Source organism: Bradyrhizobium sp. 31Argb (genome assembly GCF_043638955.1).
Classification (GTDB): domain Bacteria; phylum Pseudomonadota; class Alphaproteobacteria; order Rhizobiales; family Xanthobacteraceae; genus Bradyrhizobium.
Genome location: NZ_JBEGDB010000061.1, coordinates 1 through 17,507 on the forward strand (window position 1 = coordinate 1; position 17,507 = coordinate 17,507).

Genomic DNA, 17,507 nt, shown 5'->3' on the forward strand with positions numbered 1-17,507 from the left:
GCGCGAAACTACTTCGCCGTCGTCGCCATTGCCGCCACTCTGCTCTGGATAAGGTAACTGTCCACACGGCCTAGCCCACCACTTCATGCCGCCGCTGCGCCTTGCGCACATACATCGCACTGTCCGCTTCTTCCAGCGCGCGGCTCGCCACGGAGTGCGGACCGAGGATCGCAACGCCGGCGGAGGCGCCCGCGCTGACGCTGCGGCCACCGAAATCGAAGGTGAGGCGATCGATCGATTGCTCCAGCGCCGCGGCCTTGGCCTTGGCGTCGGTCTCGGTCAGGTTCCACAGCAGTACCGCGAACTCGTCGCCGCCGAGCCGTCCGACCACGTCCGAGGCACGCACCTGGCTCGTTACTGTCTTCACGATCGCCTTCAGCACCGCATCGCCAGCGGTATGGCCATAGGTGTCGTTGATCGGTTTCAGGCGATCGACGTCGAGCATGACCAGCGCGCCGCTGGCGTGATAGCGCTTGATGTAGGCGATCGAGCGGTTGAGCTCGCGCTCGAAGCCGCGCCGGTTGAGGATGTCCAGCAGGAAATCGGTCTCCGCGGATGCCTGCAGTTCCGCGATCTGCGCCTCCGCCGCGGCCAGTTCCGCCTTGAGGCGGCGAATTGTCGCCTTCGCCTCGGTCAACGCAGCCGAGAGCACCTGGGCAGGTCCGGTTTGGGCAGGTGCCGCTTGGGTAAGTGCGGCTTGGGCGCGGCGAGGCGCAACCTTGCGCGCAGCCGCGCTTTTCCTTTTCGCGGCCCCGGATGCAGCCGCCCTCTTCTTCTTTTTCATAAGCATCCTTGTTGAGGCCCGCTGATGAGGCTTGCCCGCATTCACCAAGACAGGATAGTCCATTCCGGATTCCTTGCCACGCCTTGGATCAGTGACGGGCCGCTCTTATAATCCGGCCCATGCTTCTGGATTCCCGAACAGAATTGACGACATGCCCGCCGCAATAGCCATCATCATGGGAAGCCAGTCGGACTGGGAGACCATGGGCCACGCCGCCGAAACGCTCACCGCCCTCGGGGTCGCGTTTGAGGCGCGGATCATTTCCGCCCATCGCACCCCGGACCGGCTGTACGCGTTCGCCAAGGGCGCCAAGGCGGCCGGTTTCCAGGTCATCATTGCCGGGGCCGGCGGCGCCGCGCATCTGCCCGGCATGACGGCTGCGCTGACGGAACTTCCGGTGTTCGGGGTTCCCGTCGAATCAAAGGCGCTGTCGGGCGTCGATTCGCTGTATTCGATCGTGCAGATGCCGGCCGGTATCCCGGTCGGCACGCTGGCGATCGGAAAATCGGGTGCCATCAACGCGGCGCTGTTGGCAGCGAGCGTGCTCGCGCTGAACGATCCGGCGCTGGCGGCGCGCCTTGCCGCCTGGCGCAAGGAACAGACCGACGCGGTCAAGGAGCATCCGGAGGCATCGGCGTGACGGCTTCGACAAGAGTGAAGCTGAAGCCGGGTGATACCATCGGAATTCTCGGCGGCGGACAATTGGGCCGGATGCTGGCGATGGCCGCGGCGCGGCTCGGCCTCAAATGCCAGGTGTTCTCGCCGGATCCGGATTCGCCCGCCTTCGACGTGGTGCAGCACGCGACCTGCGCGGAATTTGCCGACGTCGAGGCGCTCGAACTGTTCGCCAATGACGTCGACATCATCACCTATGAATTCGAGAACGTGCCGTCCGCGACCGCCCTGGTGCTGGCGGCGCGCCGCCCGGTGCTGCCGTCGCAGAAGATCCTCGAGACCACGCAGGACCGGCTGATCGAGAAGGATTTCATCACCAGGCTCGGCATCGGCACCGCCGATTATGCCGATGTCTCCTCGGTCGAAACGCTGCGCGCCGGCATCGCGCGCATCGGCCTTCCCGCCGTGATCAAGACGCGCCGCTTCGGCTATGACGGCAAGGGCCAGGCGATGATCCGCGAGGGCGACGACATCGACCAGCTCTGGGAAGACCTCGGCACCAAATCCGCCATTCTCGAAGCCTTCGTGCCATTCGAACGCGAAATCTCCGTGATCGCCGCGCGCTCCTCGGACGGTCACGTCGAATGTTTCGACGTCACCGAGAACGAGCACCGCGATCACATCCTGAAGATCTCGCGCGCGCCGGCGGCGATCCCGGCCGAGCTCGCCGTGCAGGCGCGATCGATTGCGGAGAAGATCGCGCACGCGCTGAACTATGTCGGCGTGCTCGCGGTCGAAATGTTCGTAGTGGCGGGCAAGGACGGACCGACCGTGCTGGTCAACGAGATCGCGCCGCGGGTCCACAATTCCGGACATTGGACGCTCGACGGCGCCTCGATCTCGCAATTCGAGCAGCACATCCGCGCCATCGCCGGCTGGCCGCTCGGCAAACCGATCCGCCATGGCGCGGTGACCATGACCAACCTGATCGGCGACGACATCCTGAGCTATGAGGAATGGCTGACAGTGCCCGGCGCAACCGTGCACCTCTACGGCAAGGGTCCGCCGCGGCCCGGCCGCAAGATGGGCCATGTCACTGAAGTAGCGCCACCGAAGTAGCGCCGGCAGGCAACAAATAGCGGCCCGCCGGCAAAGTCTTAAATCAGAAATTGATCAAGCCTGTCGTACGCCTTCGACGACGCCGGTCGGCTCTTCGCTGAGCCAGCGATAGAGCACCCCGCCGAGCGCGCCGCCGATCAACGGCGCCACCCAGAACAGCCAGAGCTGCGCCAGCGCCCATCCTCCGACGAACAATGCCGGCCCGGTGCTGCGCGCCGGATTCACCGAGGTGTTGGTGACGGGAATGCTCACGAGATGGATCAGCGTCAATGCGAGCCCGATCGCGAGCGGCGCAAAGCCCGCAGGCGCCCTGCCATGGGTCGCGCCCATGATGATGAACAGGAACATCATCGTCATCACCACCTCGGTGATGAAGCCGGACAACAGGCTGTACTGCCCGGGCGAATGCGCGTCATAGCCGTTGGAGGCAAAGCCCTTGGCGAGGTCGAAGCCGGGCGCACCGCTCGCGATCAGATAGAGCACTCCCGCGGCGACGATCGCACCGATCACCTGCGCGATCACATAGGGCAGGATCTGGCCAACGGGAAAACGTCCGCCGGCGGCAAGACCGACGGTGACGGCCGGATTGAGATGGCAGCCGGACACATGGCCGATCGCATAGGCCATGGTGACGACGCTCAATCCGAACGCCAGTGACACACCGACCAGGCCAATTCCGACTTGCGGAAAGCCAGCGGCGATCACGGCGCTGCCGCATCCCGTAAATGTGAGCCAGAACGTCCCGATCGCCTCGGCGGCATATTTTTGTGTGTCCATACCAGTTCTCCTGTTATTTTGTTTCCCGGAGCGGGCAAAAGCTGCGGTAGCGGCCAAGCATTTGGCGTCGAATCACCCCAATCAGGGCCGCTAAGTGGCAATTCTGCCCTATTTCGTGGCTTTACTTGGCCCTTGCCGCTGCTTCACTGGTGGACATTTGCGATTTTGTCTGCTACATGCGCGCCCCTAGGCTGAAAGTCTGGCCTTTTTGCCGACCTTGGCTTTTCCAGATTTCCGAACCGACCAATCGAAAAGAGGATGCCGCGTGCAGGTTCTCGTCCGCGATAACAATGTCGATCAAGCCCTGAAGGCGCTCAAGAAGAAGATGCAGCGCGAGGGCATTTTCCGCGAGATGAAGCTCCGCGGCCACTATGAGAAGCCTTCCGAGAAGAAGGCCCGCGAGAAGGCCGAAGCCGTGCGCCGCGCCCGCAAGTTGGCGCGCAAGAAGCTGCAGCGCGAAGGCCTGTTGCCGATGAAGCCGAAGCCGGTGTTCGGCGCCGGCGCAGGTGGTGATCGCGGCGCTGGTGGACGTGGCGGCCCGGGCGCTGGACGCGGTCCGCGCTGATCGCACCTTTATAAAAAGTCGGAAATGAGAACGCGGGCCTGACCGGTCCGCGTTTTGCTTTTTGGCCGGTGCATTTTGCACCGCGGCCAGCTACCAATACGGAATTGCAGACGCGAGCATTTCCATTACGCGAGCAGTTCGGTTGATGGTGTTTCCGGCATTCCGCCCCCGCTCTGGAGCTTTCACTGTCCCGCGCCTGATGGCGCGGCCGGCGATCCTGCTTGCCGTCTTACTTGGCGTCCCCCTTGGCGTTCTCTTGGGCGGCTGCTCGTTCGATCTGGGATCATGGGGTGCCGGCAACGACAAACCCAAGCAGGCCGCCACCGAAAAGCCAACCGGCAGCGTCAGTACCCAGAATGTCAGCGACTCCAAGGAGCACGCGACGCGGGGCCAGGAATTCGCGCGATCCTTCAAAACCGAACAGGCACTCGCCGAATTCGAACAGGCGCTCGGGCTCGACCCCTACAACACGCAAGCGCTCTATGGCCGCGGCCTGATCTACCAGGGCCAGAACCAGCACCAGCAGGCGATCGAGGATTTCACTGCGGCGAGCGGCCTGGCGCCACAGCGCGTCGAGCCGTTGCTGGCGCGCGCCAACAGCTATCTCGCCCTCAACAAGGCCAAGGAAGCGACCGCCGATCTTGACGAAGCGGTGCAGGCCGATCCGAACAGCGCCCAGGCCTGGACGGTGCGCGGCGAGGCCTATGAGCGGCTCGGCGACAAGAGCAAGGCAGCAGCTTCATACAGCCGGGCGGTAGCATTGCGGCCCAGGGACGACGCCGCGCGCAGCGGCCTCGCGCGCACCGGCGGTTAGCTTCGAGTCGTAGCCCGGATGGAGCGCAGCGCAATCCGGGGCTCAACTGGCCACACGGCGTGATCCCGGATTGCGCTGCGCTCCATCCGGGCTACAGGCAAGCGATCAAATTCAGCTATTTCGGCAGGACCGCGTGGAATACCGACTTCGCAGCCGACAGCATATCGTCGCCGATCGTCGGGCGCTCCTTGGCCGGCTCCGCCGCTGCCGCGTCGGCGCGTAGATCTAGCGGCGGACGCGAGGTCGGAATGTCGGCCGGCGGCGTCGGACGGTTCGGATCGTCAGCCGCGCTTGCGGCATAAGGCGGACGCGGCTGGGAGGTCTGGCCGAAGGTCTCGCTCGGCGGCGTCGAAACCATGATCGGTGGCGGCAACGGCCGCACCACTGACGGTGCGGTCGCGACGCGAGGCGCTTCAGGTGCACGCGCCGTCTCCGGCGCACGAGAGCCGCCCTCGGCGGTGCCGCGCAACCGCTCGATCGCGGCGCGCGCGAGGTCGTTGGCGTCACGATGCTCGTCCGATACGGCCGCAGCTTCGGCTGGCGGCGAGGCGGGCGTAGCGGCGGGCACGGTAGCAGGCTGCTGCGCCGGCGCGGGCGTCACCTTGGCGACGGCCTTTTCGCGTTCGCGCGGTGCGGGCTGATGGCGACGGAGCTCGGCGGGCGGAATGCTTGCGGTCTCGGCGGGCGCTTCGGCGGGTTTGCTCTCGGTCGCCTTCTCGGCCGGCCTCTCGGTCACCGTAGCCTTCTCGGACGCCGTGCGCTCCATCAATGTGCGCTCGGACATGCCCTTGGCCTTCACGCCAGCTTCGGGGAGATTGGAGACCTCGGCGGGCTTTTCGACCGGCTTGCTCGCGGCGGCCGCCTTTGGCTGAGCGGTCGAAACAGCGGCGGCGGCCGGCGCCTCCGGCTTGGCTACGATGTAGTGGTTAACGATGTAGGCCCCGATGACGGTCGCAGCCACCGAGGGTAAGATATCGACGACAAATTTCGTCAGGTATTTCAGCATTGCCAACCACTCCCCGCCGCGGCGTTAGATGCGGGAACTTTGAGGCACATTGAGGGATCAACTGCGACGGATCAATGGCAACCGGCCGGTTCCGGCGATCACGGATGCTTACGGCTTGAGTTCAATCTCGAGGAAGACGATCTCCGTAGAGGTTTCGTTAAGCACATCGTGCTCCACCCCCGCCTTCCGGAAATACGACTTGCCGGCGCCGAGCTGGGCATTCGACCGCTCGCCACTGGGCGCCACGATGGTCATCTCGCCCGCGGTCACGGGCACGATCACATAGTCCATCTCATGGATATGACGCCCGGTCGCACTGCCCGGCGCCAGCCGCCACTCCGTGACGCGGACCTCGGGGGTGTCGACCTGGACGTCGGATTTGGCGGCAAGCATCGTCATCGTCTCCTATGGCACGAATTCCAGGAACAAGAATACGGCAAATACCACCAGATGCACCAAGCCGAACAGGATGTTGGTGCGGCCGGTGCCGAAGGTCAGCATGCTCAAGAGGAAGGTCAGGAACAGCAGCACCGTGCTCTGGGCGCTGAGCCCGAGTACAAGTTCTTTGTCCAGCAGGTAGGTGGCAATGCCGACCGCCGGGATCGTCAACCCGATCGTGGCAAGCGATGAACCCAGCGCAAGATTGATGCTCTTCTGCAAATCATTATTGCGGGCGGCCGAAGCCGCGGCGACGGCCTCCGGCATGAGGATGAGAAGCGCGACCACCAGGCCCGCGAAGGCTGCCGGCGCACCGATCATCGCCGCGGTGGCATCGATGACGAGCGAGAATTTCTTTGACAGCAGCACGACGGCCAGAAGGGAAACCAGGAGCAACGGAACACTGAGCGCCAGCACTGCGCCCGATGACTTCTTCGGCGCCTCGGCATCATTTGCGGACTCGACGACGAAGTAATCGCGGTGCCGCATGGTCTGGATGTAGAGAAAGACGCCGTACAAAGCGAGCGTGACAATGTCGACAAAGCCCAGTTGCGTGGCCGAATAGACCGGCCCGGGCGTCGCCAACGTATAATTCGGCATGACCAGCGTTATCGTCGCCAACACGAACAACACGCTGAGATAAAGGTTGGCACCGGAAACCTGGAAATCCTGCTCTCGATAATGCAACCCGCCGATGAAGATGCAAAGCCCGACCAGGCCGTTGCAGACGATCATCACGACTGCAAACACGGTGTCACGGGCCAGGGCCGGCTGCGGCTTGTCGCCCAGCATGATCGTGGTGATCAGCGCCACTTCAATGATCGTCACCGCTAGCGTCAGCACCAAGGTGCCGAAAGGCTCGCCGACCTCTTCGGCGATCACCTCGGCATGATGGACTGCCGCGAACACCGTGCCGAACAGGATGGCCAGCAGGATCGCGGCGAGGAGCCATCCGCTAGGAGATGGGCTGAACACCCATCCGACGGCTGTCGCCGCAGCGAACAGTGCCATCGCCAGCGCCGGGAAAATCCATGCCGTATGCGGCATCGGACCGTGTGCGCTCATGAACTCCCCCTCCACTGCTCGAGGAGCTCCAACATACGGCACTCAGTGAACGCTAAGAACAGGGGCGATCGGCAGAAGGGTGAGAAGCAGGAACAGTGGTATCAACACTCCGCCCGCAAACAAAAGATAGCCAAAGAAGCTCGGCATTTTGACACCGCGCTCGTTCGCGATCGCCGCCACCATGAAGTTTGGCGCGTTTCCGATATAGGTGAGCGCCCCCATGTAGACGGCGCCCATGGAGATCGCAGCCAGCGTCCCCGACAATTCCCCCATCAATCGCTGCGGATCACCGCCGGCGACCTCGAAGAACAGCAGGTAGGTCGGAGCATTGTCGAGGAACGCCGACATCAGCCCGGTGAACCAGAAATAGGGAACCTCCCGCGGAGCACCGTTGGGCTCGGTGACGGCGGACAATAGCCAGGCAAAGGACCCGTCGTGCCCTGCATGCAGCATCGCCAGCACCGGGATGATCGCGGCGAAGATACCGGCAAACAGCTTGGCGACCTCCCGGATCGGCTCCCAGTTGAAGCCGTTCGCCTCGCGATGTTCGTCCGGGGTGAGCCACAGTGAAAGCAGCGCGATCACGACCAGAAGGCCGTCGCGCACCAGGTTCTGCAGCTCCAGCCTTGTGCCGAGAACGTCGAAAGCTATCCCCGGCCGCCAGGTCGCCGACATCAGGATGCTGGCAATGATGGCGGCGATCAGTGGCAGATTCATCAGGCCGTGAACCCGGATCGGCGCCGCTCCGCCTGGCGGCGCAGCCGGTTCTTTGCGGAAGAGCCAGAGATCGAGCCCGACAAAGACGAGCAGCAGGATGCCGGCCACGACCGCGGTCTGCGGCCAGATGTTCCTCGTGGTCCAGAAGAACTCGACGCCGTGCAGAAATCCGACGAACAGCGGCGGGTCCCCGAGCGGACTGAGCGCGCCGCCGACATTGGCAACGAGAATGATGAAGAACACGATGACGTGCGCGTTACGGGGCCGCGGCAGGTTGGCGCGGATCAGCGGGCGGATCAGGATCATGGCGGCACCGGTGGTGCCGACGACGCTCGCCATCATCGTACCCAATGCAAGAACCGACGTATTGGTCCAAGGCGTGCCCCTCATGTCGCCGGTCACCAGGATCCCGCCGGCAACGGTATGGAGCGCGAACAACAGCACGATGAAGCTCAGATATTCGCCGAGCATCGCATGCACGAAGCTCTCTAGCATGGCTGCGCCTCCGGCGACCCAGGCGAGCGAGGCGAGCGTCAGCGCCGACCAGGCGGCGGCGATCTTGCCGTAATGGTGATGCCAGAATTTCGGGAACAGCAGCGGCCCAAGCGCGATCGACAGCAGCAGGCCGGCGAACGGAAGGGCAAATGGCCAGGTCATCGCCGCGCCGTCGAGCGCCGCCGCGGCGCGCGCCTGCCCCGGCAGCAGCACCAACGCCGATAGGACGAGCACACCATGCCATTTCTTCATTCCACACCTACAAACCGCCAATGAACTGCCGCGCCGTTTCGATTGCGCCATAGTAGTCGAGATTGTCGTGGCCGCCGCCAGCCAATCGAACGAACCGCTTTGGCTCATGCGCCAGCGTGAACAGACGCTCTCCGAACATGATCGGTATCACGGCATCGTCGGTGCCGTGCATGACAAGCAGCGGCGCATTGACGCGCGCAATGCGCTCGTCGGAGCGGAACTGATCGCGCATCAACCAGCGCACCGGCACGAGCGGGAATGCCGCACCGGCAATGTCGACCGTCGAGGTATAGGGCGCCTCCAGGATCAACTTGCCGATCGGCTGTTCCGCAGCCAGTGCGACCGCAACGCCGGTACCGAGCGAAAATCCCCAGACCACGATTCGGTCCGCGGCGTAGCGCGCCGTGGTGAAGGCGTAAGCAGCAGCAGCATCCAGCAGAATGCCGCGCTCGCTCGGATATCCGCTCGAGCCGGCATAGCCGCGGTAGGAAAGCGCGACCAGGCCGGTACCGTCAGACGTCATGGCGCGGAAACGGCTAACTCGCCCGGCGAGAAAATCGCCATTGCCGGGAAAATACAGGATCACGGGATGGCCGGGCTTTGCCGGCACGTGCCAGACGATGACCTTTTCGCCATCGCCGGTGGTGAGGACATGTTCCTCGGCTTCAGGAAAGCCGGCCGCCTCCGGTGAGGTTCGCTCCCGCGTCGGAATCGGAAACAGCATCGCGCGCTGCTTGACAAACAGCAGCGCGAGCGCTCCGAGATAACCGACTGCAGCGACGATCAGGAGCCATTTCGGGACGAGCATCGCTGCCCGCAAGCGGCCTCACATCGCCTTGACGATGCTCTCGGTGACCTTCTTGGCATCGCCGAGCAGCATCATGGTGTTGTCGCGATAGAACAGCGGATTGTCGATGCCGGCATAGCCCGAGGCCAGCGAGCGCTTGATGAACATCACCGTGCCGGCCTTCCAGACCTGCAGCACCGGCATGCCGTAGATCGGTGAGGTCTTGTCCTCTTCCGCCGCCGGATTAGTGACGTCGTTGGCGCCGATCACGAAGGCGACGTCAGCCTGGGCGAATTCGGAGTTGATGTCCTCCAGTTCGAACACCTCGTCATAGGGCACGTTGGCTTCCGCCAGCAGCACGTTCATGTGGCCGGGCATGCGGCCGGCGACCGGGTGAATCGCGTATTTCACCTCGACGCCTTCCTTCTTCAGGATGTCGGCCATCTCGCGCAGCGCGTGCTGGGCCTGCGCCACCGCCATGCCATAGCCGGGCACGATGATGACCTTCGAGGCGTTCTTCATGATGAAGGCAGCATCGTCAGCAGAACCCAGCTTGGCCGGCTTCTGCTCGCCGGTCCCGCCAGAGGCCGCCGCGGTCTCGCCGCCGAAGCCGCCGAGGATGACCGAGATGAAGGACCGGTTCATCGCGTGGCACATGATATAGGACAGGATCGCGCCGGAGGAGCCGACCAGCGCGCCGGTGATGATCAGCGCCGAATTGCCGAGCGTGAAACCAATGCCGGCCGCGGCCCAGCCCGAGTAGGAGTTCAGCATCGAGATCACGACCGGCATGTCGGCGCCGCCGATCGGGATGATCATGAGCACGCCGAGCGCCAGCGCGATGATCGTGATCAGCCAGAAGTCGACCGCGCTGCCCGACATCACCAGGCCGACGATGAAGAACACCAGCGCCAGGGCGAGCGCGATGTTGATGAGGTGACGGAACGGCAGGATGATCGGCGCGCCGCTCATCCGCGCCGACAGTTTCAGGAATGCGATCACCGAGCCGGTGAAGGTCAGCGCGCCGATGGCGACGCCGAGCGACATCTCGATCAGGCTCTGGGTGTGGATATTGCCGGGCGTGCCGATGTCGAAGGCCTCGGGCGCATAGAACGCGCCGGCGGCGACCAGCACCGCGGCCATGCCGACCAGCGAGTGGAACGCGGCGACCAGTTCGGGCATCGAGGTCATCGGCACCCGCCGCGCGATCACGGCGCCGATCGCACCGCCGATGGCGACGCCGAGCACGACCAGCAGCCAGGCGACGCCGTCGGCCGGCGGATGGCTCGCGAGCGTGGTCAGAATCGCGATCGCCATGCCGATCATGCCGAACAGGTTGCCCTGCCGCGAGGTGGCGGGGCTCGACAGCCCCCTCAGCGACAGGATGAACAGCACACCCGCCACGAGATACAACAATGCAGAGAGATTGGCGTTCATCTCAGGTCCCCCGTCCTGTCATCATCCGCGAAGGCGGATGATCCAGTAATCCGAAATCGTCGTGCTTCGACGAAACGTCACGGCGTACTGGATGCCCCGCCTGCGCGGGGCATGACGACATCTGTTCGAAACTTCCCATGGCCGCTTACTTGGACTTCTTCTTGTACATCGCCAGCATGCGCTGGGTGACAAGGAAGCCGCCGAAGATGTTCACGCAGGCGAAGATCAGCGCCACGAAGCCGAAGCCACGCGCCCAGCCCGAGCCGCTCGAGATCATGCCGACGCCGACCGCGAGCAGCGCGCCGACCACGATCACCGAGGAGATCGCGTTGGTGACGCTCATCAGCGGCGTATGCAGCGCGGGGGTCACCGACCACACCACGAAATAGCCGACGAACACGGCCAGCACGAAAATGGAAAGCCGGAATACGAAGGGATCGACGGCCTGCGCGATATGCTCCATGGCTTCTCTCCTTAAGCTTTCGGCTGGAAGTTCGGATGGATGACGGCGCCGTCCTTGGTCAGCGCGGTGGATTTCACCAGTTCGTCATCCCAATTGACGGCAAGCGCCTTGTTCGCCTTGTCGACCAGCGTCTCGATGAAAGCCAGCAGGTTGCGGGCATAGAGACCTGAGGCGGAGGCCGCGACACGGCCCGCGACGTTGGTATAGCCGACGATCTTGATGCCATCGACGTCGACGACCTCGCCGGCCTTCGCGCCCTCGACATTGCCGCCGCGTTCGACGGCGAGATCGACCAGCACTGAGCCCGGCCGCATCGATTTGACCATGTCCGCGGAGACGAGCATGGGCGCCGGGCGGCCGGGGATCAGCGCCGTCGTGATCACGACGTCCTGCTTCTTGATGTGCTCGGCGGTGAGCGCGGCCTGCTTGGCCTGGTACTCCTTGGACATCTCCTTGGCGTAGCCGCCCGCGGTCTGCGCGTTCTTGAACTCCTCGTCCTCGACCGCGAGGAATTTGGCGCCGAGGCTCTCCACCTGCTCCTTGGTCGCCGGACGCACGTCGGTCGCGGTGACGATGGCCCCTAACCGGCGCGCGGTCGCGATCGCCTGCAGGCCGGCGACGCCGACGCCCATCACGAACACTTTCGCGGCGGGGATCGTGCCGGCCGCGGTCATCATCATCGGAAAGGCGCGGCCAAAGGCTTCGGCGCCCTCGATCACCGCGCGGTAGCCGGCGAGGTTCGCCTGCGAGGACAAAACGTCCATCACCTGCGCGCGGGTGATGCGCGGCATCAACTCCATCGCAAAGGCCGAAATGCCGGCATCCGCCATCGCCTTCAGCGCGGCGTCATTGCCGTAGGGGTCCATGATGGCGATGACGAGAGCGCCGCGCTTGTATTTCGAGAGTTCGGACGCCTCCGGCCGCTTCACCTTGATGACGATGTCGGCATCCTTCACCGCATCCGCGTTCACCGTGGCGCCCACGGCGGTGAATTCCGAATCCGGCAGGCCCGACTTGATGCCCGCGCCCGGCTCGACCGCGATCTCGGCGCCGAGCGCCTTGAGTTTCTTGATAGTGTCAGGGGACGCGGCGACCCGCGGTTCGGACGGGTCGATTTCCTTGGCAACGGCAATCTTCATAAGGCCTCCGGCGGCGCGGGACAGCGCACGCAAGCAAACTTAGCGTTACTCCCGCAACGTTGGATACCGGTTTTGGGACCGGTTTGAATGCAATTTTTTTGAGCACCGCCGGCATTGGCGGCGCGGCCGGCGAGAGATCAGACCAGGAAGAAGGCCATCAGGATGAGAATGAGGGCGACCGTCGCGGTGCCGTACTTGACCAGCATGATGAAGCCTTCATAGGTCCGCTCATGCTCGATGTAGTCGTTGCCGTCGGCGGTGGTGTAAGCCACTTCGCTATGGTTTGCCATCGGTGTCCCCAGTCATCAAACGTCTGAATTTCAGCCGTGCCATAGCGCAAAGCCGCGAACAGGGCAACGCCGCCTCGCCTATCGCCTCATTCGGAAGGCCAATTATCCCGGATCCAGCGGGTGAGGCTTTCCTCGGAGACCTCCCCGGCCGCGAGCGACAGAATTATTGATGTCGCGTGCGCCGGGTCAGGACTGAAGCTGACGCCATTCTTGATGAGAAACGTCATCATCGCCATAAAGGCAATACGCTTGTTCCCATCGATAAAGGCGTGGTTCTTGGCGAGGCCAAACGCATAGGCTGCCGCCAGCTCAGCCAAAGAGGCCTGCTCGTAGCTCCATTTGTTGACCGGGCGCTCCAGCGCCGATCGCAGCATGCCTTCGTCGCGTAGCCCGGGGGCGCCGCCGAAGCGACGAAGTTGACGGGCGTGGATGGCGATTGCTTGCTCATAGGTGATCCAAAGCGGCTCTTCCGGCTCGCTCATTCCCAACTTCCGTTATTTTGCGAGCGCCGCCAGCGTATCGCGATACTTGTCCATGACCTCATCTGCGACTTCCATCGTCCGTTCAAAATCCGGATCGTAGGGAAGCGCCTGGAAGCCGCCTCCCGGAAGCTCGGTGACATGCAGTTGCTGACCGCGCTTCAGGTCGAGCCGCTGCATCAGCTCGCGAGGAAGCAGCAGGCCATCGGAATTCCCGATCTTTTTGATCTCGATTTTCATCAGAAATTTGCCTTTCGAGTTGCGCACAGTCGCGCCGATTTCTTGTAAGAGCTTCAAAAAACAACATAATTTTCATACCTCAATGCACGTTATACATCAGTATAACGCGTTCTAAAACCTCGGTCAACAGATGTTTTACGCCCTGGCCCTTCAGCCCATCGCTTCGAGTTCGTCGATCATGCCCGAGATCACCGACAGCCCGCCGTCCCAGAACTTGGGGTCCTTGGCGTCGAGGCCGAACGGCTTGAGCAGTTCCGAATAGTGCTTGGTTCCGCCGGCTGCGAGCATGTCGAGATAGCGTTCCGCAAAGCCGTCGGAGGCGTGCTCGTAGACCGCATAGAGCGAGTTCACCAGGCAGTCACCGAACGCATAGGCGTAGACGTAGAACGGCGAATGGATGAAATGCGGGATATACATCCAGAAATTCTCATAGCCCGGCTTGATTTCGATCGCCGGCCCTAGGCTCTCGTTCTGCACGGAAAGCCAGATCTGGCCGATCCGCTCGGCGGTCAATTCGCCGTTCTTGCGCTCGGTGTGCACCGCGCGCTCGAACGAATAGAACGCGATCTGCCGCACCACGGTGTTGATCATGTCCTCGACCTTGCCAGCGAGCAGCGCCTGGCGCTGCTTGGCGCTCTTGGTCTCGGACAAAAGGCGCTTGAAGGTCAGCATTTCCCCGAACACGCTCGCGGTCTCCGCGAGCGTCAGCGGCGTTGGCGCCATCAGGGCGCCGTTCTTTGCCGCCAGCACCTGATGCACGCCATGGCCTAGCTCGTGCGCGAGCGTCATCACGTCGCGCGGCTTGCCCTGATAGTTCATCAGCACGTAAGGGTGCGCTGACGGCGTGGTCGGATGCGAGAAGGCGCCGGGCGCCTTGCCCGGCCTGACCGGCGCATCGATCCAGCGGTCGGTGAAGAAGCGCTCGGCGATCGCGGCCATGTCGGTGGAAAAACCGCGATAGGCCGATAGCACCATGTTGCGCGCCTCGGGCCAGGCGATCGTGCCGGTCGCGGCAAAGGGCAATGGCGCGTTGCGGTCCCAATGCGGCAGCTTCTTCTTTTTGAACCAGCCCGCCTTCAGCCGGTAGTAGCGATGCGACAGTTTCGGATAGGCGGCGCGCACGGACGCGACCAGCGCATCCACGACCTCGCGCTCGACGCGGTTGTTGAGATGGCGGGAATCGGCGACATCCTGGAAGCCGCGCCAACGGTCGGAAATCTCCTTGTCCTTGGCGAGCGTGTTGGTGACAAGCGCGAAGGTGCGCTCATTGGCCTTGAAGGTTTTCGCCAGCGCCTCCGCCGCCGCCTTGCGCTTTACGCCATCGCGGTCCTGCAGGAAATTGAGCGTCGGCTCGATCGCGAGTTCCTTGGCGCCGACCTTGAAGCGCAGGCCGGCGATGGTCTGGTCGAACAGCCGGTTCCAGGCGGCATAGCCGCTCTGCGACTTCTCGTGGAAAAGCTGCTCGATGCGATCCTCGAGTTGATACGGCTTCTCCTTGCGCAGATCCTCGATCCAGGGCCGGTAATATGCGAGCTCTTCCGCCTGCATCGCGCGCTCGATCACATCATCGTCAATGCGGTTGAGCTCGAGCGCGAAGAACAGAAGATGCGTCGAGGCAGCCGTCAGGCGCTCTGAAACATCGCCGTAAAATTTCGTGATCGCGGGATCGACGCTGTCGCCGGCATGCACCAGGCCGGCAAAGGAGCCGAGCCGGCCGGCGAGATCGTCGATCGCTTCATAGCGTCGCACGGCTTCCGCGAGCCACTTTCCGCCATCTTCCCGCGCCGTATGTTCCGCGAGCTTGCCCCTGTGGTCGGTCTCAAACGCGACGCAATCTGCATCCATCTTCGCAAGGTCGCGCGCGACTTCCGGTGCGTCGATGCCGGAATAGAGATCGACGAGATTCCATTCCGGCAATTTGCCGGTCTTGCCCGCGGTCTTCTTCGCGGCGGACTTGTTTGCAGCGGATTTGGCATTGGCCGGCTTGCGTTGCGTTGGTTTGCGGAGAGCGGAGGAGCGCGAGGTCATCTTGCTGGTAACCTGTGTTCAATCGGAGATGCGGCGGCGAAATGTGCGGGGATGGGCAACGTTTAAGAGGGCGTTAATCGGCTTCGGCGAGAGTGCCCCGATTCGAGACAGATAAGCGTAACGCGCGGGGAAAACCATGGTTGCCACCATTTTGATTGCCGATGATGACGCAGTACAGCGCCGTCTGGTTGAAAACATGGTGCAAAAATGCGGCTACCAGCCCCTCGTAGTCGACAGCGGCGACGATGCCATCGCCGCACTCACCGCCCAGGAAAACCAGACCATCGATGCGGTCGTGCTCGACCTCGTGATGCCCGGCCTCGACGGCTTGGGCGTGCTCGCAAAGATTCGTGACGCTGGTTTGAACGTCCCCGTCATCGTGCAGACCGCACATGGCGGCATCGACAACGTGGTCTCGGCGATGCGCGCCGGCGCCCAGGATTTCGTCGTCAAGCCGGTCGGCTTCGAGCGGCTGCAGGTATCCTTGCGCAACGCGCTGAACACTTCTGCACTCAAGGGTGAATTACAGCGCATCCGCCACAGCCGCGAGGGGCGGCTCACGTTCACCGACGTCATCACCCGCAGCGAAGCGATGACAAGCGTGCTGCGCACCGCGCAGAAGGCCGCCTCATCAGCCATTCCGGTATTGATCGAAGGCGAATCCGGCGTCGGCAAGGAATTGTTCGCCCGCGCCATCCACGGCAGCAGCGAGCGCAAATCGAAGCCGTTCGTCGCGGTGAACTGCGGTGCGATCCCCGACAATCTCGTGGAGTCGATCCTGTTCGGCCATGAGAAGGGCGCGTTCACCGGCGCCACCGAACGCCACATGGGCAAGTTCGTGGAAGCCCATGGCGGCACACTCTTCCTCGACGAGGTCGGCGAACTGCCGCTGACCGCGCAGGTGAAGCTCTTGCGTGCGCTGCAGGAGGGCACGGTGGAAGCCGTCGGCGGCCGCAAGCCTGTGAAGGTCGACGTCCGCATCATCTCCGCCACCAACCGCAGATTGCTCGAACTGGTGAAAGCCGGCCAATTCCGCGAGGACCTATTCTACCGCCTGCACGTCTTGCCGCTGACGATTCCTCCGCTGCGGCAGCGGCGCGAAGACATCCCGCATCTGCTGCGGCATTTCCTCGCGCGCTTCAACGCCGAGGAAAACCGCAACATCACCGGCATCAGCGGCGAGGCGATGGCGCATCTTTCGCAGCTCGATTGGCCCGGCAACATCCGCCAGCTCGAGAACACGGTGTATCGCGCCGTGGTCATGAGCGATGGCGACCAGCTTGACCTCGCCGACTTCCCGCAGGTCACCGCGCATCAACTTGCCGACCCGAATCCGGCGCATGGCGAGCCGCTGATCGTCGCCCCGTCGACGGCGCCCGCGATGGTATCGGGTAATGATATACCAATCGCTCCGTTGCCTGCCGCGGGCAGCCTCTCGATGCTGACCAGCAGCGGCGACGTGCGGCCACTGGAAGAGATGGAGAACGAGATCATCCGCTTCGCGATCTCGCATTATCGCGGGCAGATGTCGGAGGTCGCGCGGCGCCTAAAGATCGGCCGCTCGACGCTCTACCGCAAGATCGACGAAGCCGCGGCAAATGACTCCGCCGACGGCGCCGGCGGCACCAATTGAGCCGATCGGCGTTTATGCCCCAGAGCGGGCATTAGGTCGTGGCTTCGCATGCTCAGTCCGGAACCTATTGAACCGTGGCTTGGGGGTGACAGACAAACGGGGTGCCGCGTGGCAAAAATCGCGCAAGATCGAGTGCAAGTGGTTAATCAAGGTCAGTTTGTCGTGAGTTGCCCCGCATGGCGCTGGCTGCATGAAGGGGGCGTATGTATCGTCTGCGTTGATTTTGTTGCGTGCAGGCGTGAAGCAGTTTTGATCGAGTGAGGCCAGCGCTTCCGCGCAATCTCAGGGCATGATCCGGGAAGGTCATGCTCGAACAAATCGAGCGTGATGACGGCTCTAACGAAGCGTCATCAGGCTCCAGGAC

Annotated in this window: 19 protein-coding genes; 5 read left to right on the top strand and 14 right to left on the bottom strand. The window is 63.3% G+C overall.

The genetic code is table 11. The features are described 5' to 3' along the window. Positions 1-70 precede the first annotated feature (70 nt). Positions 71-784 (bottom strand): GGDEF domain-containing protein, encoded by a 714-nt coding sequence (locus tag AAFX91_RS14730; RefSeq protein ID WP_394566950.1) that lies wholly within the window; start codon positions 782-784, stop codon positions 71-73. 151 nt (positions 785-935) lie between these two features. Here AAFX91_RS14730 and purE point away from each other — a divergent pair, with 151 nt between their 5' ends. Together purE and AAFX91_RS14740 are read left to right on the top strand one after the other, a co-directional pair. Next, positions 936-1,424: a 5-(carboxyamino)imidazole ribonucleotide mutase gene (gene purE, locus AAFX91_RS14735; protein WP_394566951.1), complete on the top strand. Its 489-nt coding sequence runs from the start codon at positions 936-938 to the stop codon at positions 1,422-1,424. Continuing rightward, positions 1,421-2,518 carry a 5-(carboxyamino)imidazole ribonucleotide synthase gene (locus AAFX91_RS14740; RefSeq protein WP_394566952.1) on the top strand — a complete coding sequence of 366 codons (1,098 nt, stop codon included), beginning with the start codon at positions 1,421-1,423 and terminating at the stop codon, positions 2,516-2,518. Before purE ends, AAFX91_RS14740 begins: the two co-directional genes overlap by 4 nt. A gap of 54 nt (positions 2,519-2,572) precedes the next feature. Here the strand turns inward: AAFX91_RS14740 and aqpZ are convergent, their stop codons facing one another. Next, the gene (gene aqpZ / locus AAFX91_RS14745) at positions 2,573-3,295 is read right to left on the bottom strand and encodes an aquaporin Z (RefSeq protein ID WP_282531131.1); all 723 of its coding nucleotides are present in this window, start codon (positions 3,293-3,295) and stop codon (positions 2,573-2,575) included. Positions 3,296-3,560: 265 nt separating this feature from the next. Here aqpZ and rpsU point away from each other — a divergent pair, with 265 nt between their 5' ends. Continuing rightward, positions 3,561-3,860: a 30S ribosomal protein S21 gene (rpsU, locus tag AAFX91_RS14750; protein WP_027579707.1), complete on the top strand. Its 300-nt coding sequence runs from the start codon at positions 3,561-3,563 to the stop codon at positions 3,858-3,860. A 145-nt stretch (positions 3,861-4,005) separates the two neighbouring features. Continuing rightward, positions 4,006-4,674: a tetratricopeptide repeat protein gene (locus AAFX91_RS14755; protein WP_394566953.1), complete on the top strand. Its 669-nt coding sequence runs from the start codon at positions 4,006-4,008 to the stop codon at positions 4,672-4,674. A 115-nt stretch (positions 4,675-4,789) separates the two neighbouring features. Here the strand turns inward: AAFX91_RS14755 and AAFX91_RS14760 are convergent, their stop codons facing one another. The 12 genes from AAFX91_RS14760 to AAFX91_RS14815 form a co-directional block, all read right to left on the bottom strand. Further along, entirely contained in the window at positions 4,790-5,680 is an 891-nt protein-coding gene (locus tag AAFX91_RS14760) for a hypothetical protein (RefSeq protein ID WP_394566954.1), read from the bottom strand. 108 nt (positions 5,681-5,788) lie between these two features. Then, the gene (locus AAFX91_RS14765) at positions 5,789-6,073 is read right to left on the bottom strand and encodes a cupin domain-containing protein (protein ID WP_130584104.1); all 285 of its coding nucleotides are present in this window, start codon (positions 6,071-6,073) and stop codon (positions 5,789-5,791) included. A 12-nt stretch (positions 6,074-6,085) separates the two neighbouring features. Further along, on the bottom strand, positions 6,086-7,183 hold the full coding sequence (locus AAFX91_RS14770; protein WP_394566955.1) for a calcium:proton antiporter: 1,098 nt from the start codon (positions 7,181-7,183) through the stop codon (positions 6,086-6,088). A gap of 42 nt (positions 7,184-7,225) precedes the next feature. Continuing rightward, positions 7,226-8,557, bottom strand: a complete 1,332-nt coding sequence (locus AAFX91_RS14775; RefSeq protein WP_394566961.1) for a sodium:proton antiporter — start codon at positions 8,555-8,557, stop codon at positions 7,226-7,228. A gap of 97 nt (positions 8,558-8,654) precedes the next feature. Then, positions 8,655-9,455, bottom strand: a complete 801-nt coding sequence (locus AAFX91_RS14780) for an alpha/beta hydrolase (protein WP_394566962.1) — start codon at positions 9,453-9,455, stop codon at positions 8,655-8,657. Between the two features lie 18 nt (positions 9,456-9,473). After that, the gene (locus tag AAFX91_RS14785) at positions 9,474-10,871 is read right to left on the bottom strand and encodes an NAD(P)(+) transhydrogenase (Re/Si-specific) subunit beta (RefSeq protein ID WP_394566956.1); all 1,398 of its coding nucleotides are present in this window, start codon (positions 10,869-10,871) and stop codon (positions 9,474-9,476) included. A gap of 145 nt (positions 10,872-11,016) precedes the next feature. Beyond that, a complete protein-coding gene (locus tag AAFX91_RS14790) occupies positions 11,017-11,334 on the bottom strand; it encodes a proton-translocating transhydrogenase family protein (RefSeq protein WP_028166994.1) in 318 nt (105 codons plus the stop codon). Between the two features lie 11 nt (positions 11,335-11,345). Next, positions 11,346-12,473, bottom strand: a complete 1,128-nt coding sequence (locus AAFX91_RS14795) for a Re/Si-specific NAD(P)(+) transhydrogenase subunit alpha (protein ID WP_282531125.1) — start codon at positions 12,471-12,473, stop codon at positions 11,346-11,348. A 137-nt stretch (positions 12,474-12,610) separates the two neighbouring features. Beyond that, entirely contained in the window at positions 12,611-12,763 is a 153-nt protein-coding gene (locus AAFX91_RS14800) for an aa3-type cytochrome c oxidase subunit IV (RefSeq protein ID WP_130579708.1), read from the bottom strand. 86 nt (positions 12,764-12,849) lie between these two features. Further along, positions 12,850-13,245, bottom strand: coding sequence for a type II toxin-antitoxin system death-on-curing family toxin (locus AAFX91_RS14805; protein ID WP_282531123.1), 396 nt, complete (start codon positions 13,243-13,245; stop codon positions 12,850-12,852). Positions 13,246-13,257: 12 nt separating this feature from the next. Next, positions 13,258-13,482, bottom strand: coding sequence for an AbrB family transcriptional regulator (locus AAFX91_RS14810; RefSeq protein WP_282531122.1), 225 nt, complete (start codon positions 13,480-13,482; stop codon positions 13,258-13,260). A gap of 150 nt (positions 13,483-13,632) precedes the next feature. Further along, entirely contained in the window at positions 13,633-15,510 is a 1,878-nt protein-coding gene (locus AAFX91_RS14815) for a M3 family oligoendopeptidase (protein WP_394566957.1), read from the bottom strand. 136 nt (positions 15,511-15,646) lie between these two features. On the opposite strand from AAFX91_RS14815, the gene AAFX91_RS14820 reads away from it, so the two are divergent. After that, positions 15,647-17,143, top strand: coding sequence for a sigma-54 dependent transcriptional regulator (locus AAFX91_RS14820; protein ID WP_130579704.1), 1,497 nt, complete (start codon positions 15,647-15,649; stop codon positions 17,141-17,143). The last annotated feature ends 364 nt before the right edge of the window (positions 17,144-17,507 follow it).